This window comes from Halolactibacillus halophilus (assembly GCF_900115605.1).
GTDB classification, from domain to species: domain Bacteria; phylum Bacillota; class Bacilli; order Bacillales; family Amphibacillaceae; genus Halolactibacillus; species Halolactibacillus halophilus.
Genome location: NZ_FOXC01000082.1, coordinates 1 through 1,970, shown reverse-complemented (window position 1 = coordinate 1,970; position 1,970 = coordinate 1). Strand labels below are relative to the sequence as shown.

The window sequence follows — 1,970 nt, the reverse complement described above, 5'->3', positions numbered from 1 at the left end:
TGAGTGTTGGCAAGTGGTTTTTTGTATATTTTTGGGCCGGATTTGACCAACATGAATTAACTGCCGTAAACTACATTTCAATTATGCCATATACAGATTGTAATAAACTTCTATTAGACTATCTGAAACACGGACGTCAACTGATTGACCTATCAGTTCATACGGTACGGAATAAAACATACTATTAATCGAAATATGATAATCTTTCCGCACCTTGGAGGTTCGCCATTCCGATAGTTGATAGGGCGTGTCAGGAAGGGGAGAAAGGGCAAATTTCTCTTCTTCTAAGAACGCCGATCGGCGTGAACCAATTTTATTTTGAAAAGAGCGGTCATTAAGTTGTTCTAATTTTTTCTTTATCTCTTCATTCACCTCGATTAAGGAAAAAAAGGTGACGTTTCTTAAGGTTTGAATGATCCATGTGCTCACATGCTTGACCGATGCTTCAACACTAGCCTTATCGTGAGGGGCACGCACTTTTGCTGGCATAATAACTGTACCGTAGTGATCGGCCATCTCAGCGTATGTCTGATTAAGTATGATTTCCTTTCTAGTGTGTTTCGTTACACCTGTTTTCAAATTATCCGGAACTAATATTTGTGGTGTTCCGCCGTAATACTCAAATGCATGTCGATGTAATTTAATCCATGAAGGCAAGTCCATCCGAAGAGAGCCTTCAACGTAAAAAAGCTGTGAACAGGGTAATATAGCGACAAAGACATAAACTTTAACGCGTTCACCTGTATCTGGATCTGTAAAGAAGAGCGTACTACCAGCCCAGTCTACTTCCACAATTTCTCCCGGTTTACGTTTGATCCGCATGGTCGCTTTATGTTTCTTAGAATACTCGTGATAATGTTCTGCGAATGTGCGATAAGCGTAAGGAATTTTATTTACTGACTTCGCTTCCCTAACATATTCATCATGAAGTAAGGTTAATGTAACATTTGGTCTAGCTAATTCATTATGGACATGTTCAAAGTTCATCAAGTGTCGCCCACTAGCTTCTTGTTTTATTTCAGGAAATAAAAATGCTTCTAACCACTTATCTGTCATTTCTTCCTCCAATGGTAAAGAGACACCCTTTCTGTCAGCTGTTTTAATCACTTCTGTGACTTTCTGACGGGAATGCTGAACAATCTGTGCAATGCTGCGCAAAGAAACATTGTCACCATGAAGCTCCAAAATCTTACGGTACGGAAACATAAAAAAAACTCCTTTATACCAATGTCACGTAAGTAACGTGCCCATTAAGTATATAGGAGTTCTGATTGGAATTGGTAAATACCCTCGCAATGAGTGGTAAAAACCTCCGCAAAGGTTGGTAAAAAAGATCGCAAGCCTGGTACATTTTCAATGCAATATTCAAAAACTTATAATAGATTAAATATCAGTTTATAAACGGAACAAATAGAAGATGTGTTCATTTACTAGAAAGAAAATTCGTTTATCAATTCAAAAAAATTCATTACCTACGTGGCAATGATTACTATATTTTTTCTGTACCTCTTATATCAAAACTAACGTAAAAAACAAACTTCATTTAGTAAATATACACACTAAAATATAAAACGTACGGTAGTGTCAAGAATTTTGTGTAAACCTCTCCATTGTAGTTCCAGAGTTACTGTATAAAATTAGAAATATATTTAAACGCTCAGCCACAGCGCAGCTGCTTGTCCTTGATTGTGGGGCTGTTTCTTAGTGATTCATGGGGTGGGTTCGGGGTCCCGCCCCCATGAGAACTTAGAAACACTTGTGTCGTTATACCATCCCGTAAGCGGATGGTGCTAGATAAAGCATTATTTCGCCGATCCGCCTATTGTTCTTCATAACGACACACGTCACACAGTCAAGGATGGCGTACTTTGTTGCTTCGCTAGCTGTTCTTCGAACATCTCTATAATTTCTGGTTTAGCTTTTTTAAAGCCGCGATGGCAACGCATCGCAAATTTTTGATTATAATCTAA

The 1,970-nt window shown here is 38.3% G+C and carries 1 protein-coding gene; it reads right to left on the bottom strand.

Features of this window, described 5'->3' with window-relative positions:
- Window positions 1–81: 81 nt before the first annotated feature.
- The gene (gene istA, locus BM098_RS13175; RefSeq protein ID WP_089834113.1) at window positions 82–1,206 is read right to left on the bottom strand and encodes an IS21 family transposase; all 1,125 of its coding nucleotides are present in this window, start codon (window positions 1,204–1,206) and stop codon (window positions 82–84) included.
- Window positions 1,207–1,970 lie beyond the last annotated feature (764 nt).

What these genes read in the sequence shown, in the direction of transcription:
- istA (WP_089834113.1), bottom strand. Translation starts at nt 1,206, where the DNA reads ATGTTTCCGTACCGTAAGATTTTGGAGCTTCATGGTGACAATGTTTCT.